6 protein-coding genes are annotated in these 3,780 nt (G+C 53.8%); all 6 read left to right on the top strand.

The window, feature by feature from the left end; genetic code table 11:
• Window positions 1-510 (top strand): hypothetical protein (locus EIP75_RS23615; RefSeq protein ID WP_233585023.1); only part of this gene is annotated, 510 nt, incomplete at its 5' end.
• A 141-nt stretch (window positions 511-651) separates the two neighbouring features.
• On the top strand, window positions 652-1,008 hold the full coding sequence (locus tag EIP75_RS23620; protein WP_125245641.1) for a hypothetical protein: 357 nt from the start codon (window positions 652-654) through the stop codon (window positions 1,006-1,008).
• A 141-nt stretch (window positions 1,009-1,149) separates the two neighbouring features.
• Window positions 1,150-1,716, top strand: a complete 567-nt coding sequence (locus tag EIP75_RS23625) for a hypothetical protein (RefSeq protein ID WP_125245642.1) — start codon at window positions 1,150-1,152, stop codon at window positions 1,714-1,716.
• Window positions 1,717-2,096: 380 nt separating this feature from the next.
• A complete protein-coding gene (locus EIP75_RS23630; RefSeq protein WP_125245643.1) occupies window positions 2,097-2,312 on the top strand; it encodes a hypothetical protein in 216 nt (71 codons plus the stop codon).
• A gap of 575 nt (window positions 2,313-2,887) precedes the next feature.
• A complete protein-coding gene (locus EIP75_RS23635) occupies window positions 2,888-3,199 on the top strand; it encodes a hypothetical protein (protein WP_125245644.1) in 312 nt (103 codons plus the stop codon).
• Window positions 3,200-3,365: 166 nt separating this feature from the next.
• Window positions 3,366-3,689: a hypothetical protein gene (locus EIP75_RS23640; RefSeq protein WP_125245645.1), complete on the top strand. Its 324-nt coding sequence runs from the start codon at window positions 3,366-3,368 to the stop codon at window positions 3,687-3,689.
• Window positions 3,690-3,780: the final 91 nt, after the last annotated feature.

A 3,780-nucleotide genomic window follows, 5' to 3' on the forward strand; every position in this document is an offset into this window, starting at 1 on the left:
GTGCGGCTTACCGCAGGCGTTAGGCCTCCAAACATGAGTGAAGCAAAGGCGATTGAAACCTTCAAGTCCATGGTCGGCTTAGCGACAGAGGGCCTGAAAGCACTGCTATTAGTCAACGGTGGCGCAGTAGTGGCTCTGCTCACCTTTGTTGGCAACTCCAAGGCAATCAGCCCATCTGCCGGTAGCTTTGTTTTACCTGCAGGCTTTTTCCTTCTGGGCCTAGTCTTCTGCGTTGCCGCGTTTTGCACTGCATATGCAACTCAATACACTTTGTACAACGAGCAGTTCCCCGAGCGTGGTTTTCAGCCTCGCTCACACATGAAGTTCTTCTGGTGGACGTCTGCGCTGGTCGCCGGAAGTCTCGCCGCATTCTCCGCGGGTGCAATTAGCAGTGTTTGTGGCTTCAGTGCTGTCAAACCAATCGTCGAAGTTTCCACTGCGCGGCAAACGATCTCGGCTGTACCACCACAGGCACCAAGCTCAGCATCCATTGGATCGCCACGGAAATGAGCGCTCAAATGCAGCAAGGCATACCTTCATTAAACGAGCTCAACACAGTGGCTTCGCGTGGCGGCCTAACTGGTTGTTCAACAGGACGTCTACCAGCTTCGCTGGCAGCCGCCTGTTAACGCGGGCGTTAGGCTCTTCAAAATGACGCTTCTTGACTCCGAAAAAATCGCTCAAATCAAAGACGGCGCAGATCCCGAGCCAGTTGAAGCAATAGCTCGACTGCTCGCCGCTTGTGCCACAGTAGATCAAACCAAGCCACTATTCGAAACCTTAGAAATTGAAGCCAATAAGTTGGGTTGGCCTCTAGACCGTGACTTCGCGGCGGTAGCGCTTCAGCACTATTCAGCCATTGCATCGGCAAAGCCAGTTCAATTGCGAATGCTAAGCGTAGCCGCAGGTCGAGCTGGCTGGTGTGCTTCATGCGCGACGTCCGGAAGCGAAGGGATATCGCGCTCAAGACACTTCAAAGAACTTGAGGCGCTCCTCCAAAAGCCATGACCACTTCAACAAGCCATTCCTCTGTCACCAGCCTAACTGTTTGGTCAAGCCGACGCCCACAAGCTGCGCTTGCGGGTGCCCTCCGTGCTTCGCACTCCGGCGCGGCTTACCGCGAGCGTTAGGCTTCACTAAGGAAAATCTGTGGCAGACGGCACAATCGAGCAAATCTATCCATATGTGGTACCCAAAAGCTGGGTAGACCACACAACCCCTGACTCATTGATCTCGTGGCAAGTAGGCCGGGATGTATTCATCATCCTTGTTTTTGACGGTCAAGGTAGCGTGAGGAACGTCCGACCCGAAGACCTGGGAGCTCTGGGGCTAGATGAAGGTAGCGCGTTTGAGCAAGCGGCGCAGAACCTTGCACGAGCATGGCAAGAGCAACAGTTTGAATTTGGCGCAGCCACCCTGATTGACGGAACCGTAATCGGTTGCTCAAGGGGTAACTGGATGGCGCCGGCGGGAGGCTTGCTCCTAGGCAACTTTCATGAAAGTCTGGCTGCTCAATTTGGCCAGACCGAACTTGCCGCTATCGCAGTGAACCAAGACTGTCTTTTTGCATTCCCTACCGATCCTAAAACCTTGCAATCTGAGTCTTTGCGAATCGCGATCAATGATGAGTTCTCAGGCCACCGTAAGCCGATATCCAAAACATGGCTTCTACTCAATGGGCAGTGGCCTCAAGATCACCCTTTGCAATCCAGCTAATAGCAGCCCAAGCCAAAAATCTAGGCGTAACGCCATGGACTACGCAAAGACACTCGCATCTGCCACCTGCCTAACTGGGCGTTCCAGGGGACGCCTGACAAAGGGCTTCGCTTCGGCAACGCCTTATGGGCGCCCCTGAACTAGGGCGTTGAGGCTGCAGAAAAACTTCCCAGGAGGAGCGCAGTGTTGTCATCGCAGAAAAATCGACCTCTCAGAACGACCCAGGATCGACGATCTCATTGCCGGGAGTGGTTCAAGGACCCCGTAAAACGACCGCGTAGCGCGAGCGCGGGAGTTTTTCTGCAGCCTCGTTAGGCTCCCACAAAACAAGCATATAGCTATTCGTTGGATAAATCAAACCACTGCACATAAGGAAATTCATGCTGACATTCATCAGGTGGCTTGCCCTATTTTCGATTCTTGGAGTCGCGGCTGGTGCCGTTGTCGGCGTTGTATTTGGTACGGATTTTGATTCCTCGCGCCGCGTCGGAGAAATTGCTGGGCTTTTCATCTGGCCAACTGTTCTGCTCGCCTCAATCATCGCCACAGCCATCAGCCGTGCTCGCAAGCGGAAGCAGAAAGCAGCCGGGACCTGACCGCCAAGCCGTAGAATAATGGTGTAGCTGTCAGGTCCCGGTTGGTCATGCTGGCTCAATCGATTCAAGCGCCAACGGAAAGGCCCGAGCGTGATGCAACAGTCAAATCAGGGTGTATGCCGCGCACACGCAATAGTGCTTGCGGCGAAGCCTAACGGTACGGTCAAGGGGACGCTTGACATATGGCATCGCTTCGGGCCAACCACGCTCGCGCCCCTTACCTATTGGCGTTAGGCCGCAGCTTGCGGGACTTGCGAATATGCTCCAATGGAGCATCAGCCAATGCCGCTGTTCTTGGTCCGCAAAGGGCTCAGCATGAACGAAAACAAAATGTCAGGTGCAGGCCGCGCGCGTCAATCGCTCGCTACCTCCAACACAAATTGGCCGCGGGCCACACGCTGCCGCCTTCGTGTTGCTCGCGGTGGCTATGAGCTTAAAACCAGTGCCGCCTTCAACCGCAGTGCCTTCGGCGTTGGGCTCTGCCTAACGGGTCGTTCCAGAGGACGCCTACATGTTCGCATCGCTTCGGCCAGGCCAAGCGCGGCGCCTCTGAACTAAGGCGTTAGGCATTGGACATGCTCAAGTACTTTCAATGGCTATCCATCGCTGGTGTATGGGGATCACTTTTATTAATCGCAGGATGCTTTGCATTAACGGGAATAATTAGCTTCTCCGGTCCGAGCGGCTCGGCATGGGCCCTTGTTATTAGCGGAATGATCCTTGTCATCGCTGCTGCACACGTTTTGGCAATCTCGTCCTTAGTTGGTATAGCTCTACTTGCAATTGGCAAAGCTCGCACAGTTCCTGCTACCGCAGTAAGCGCTTTTGCTGGTGGCTCGCTATCTACATTTATGCTGTGGCGTATCTACTTTCACATCGGCCCCTGACATAGAGTTCTCACATGCCGGTCAGATCTTGTCTTCGAGCCACGCGCTCTATGAATCATGAATTCAATGACTCTAGCGTCTGCTAATAGCCTAACCTTTTGTTCAACAGGACGTCTACCAGCTTCGCTGGCATTCGCCTGTTAACGCGGGCGTTAGGCCTCTCCATATGAAGCTCAGCGTCAAAAAGATTAACCAAGCCGCTAGCGGCGGCAGCTATGTCGTCATCTACGATGCGCTAATGCATCTCAATGATTCAGGCCAAGTAGAAGTGGCTGTTGAGTCCGTTGAACCACCAGATACCGATGCTGATTTCGTTCACGTTGCAAGGGGTGCAATTCGCGAAGGTGCCGAGCATATCCTGCTTCCGCTAGGTCAGGGAGCCAGCATCATTGTTCAGCGATTGGTTATCAACTCCACTGACTTCAAAGCAAATCGCTTCGCGCTTTTCACTGCTCAAGAAATCAAACGGCTGATGGAGGTGCGCAATTGAAAACGGCGCAAATGCAATCTTCGTCGGCGTATCTTCAACTGACAGGTAAGCCAGGGTGCCTTCGCGCAGCGCCTAACCGTTTGGTCAAGCC

Source organism: Aquabacterium soli (assembly GCF_003933735.1).
GTDB classification, from domain to species: Bacteria; Pseudomonadota; Gammaproteobacteria; order Burkholderiales; family Burkholderiaceae_C; genus Aquabacterium; species Aquabacterium soli.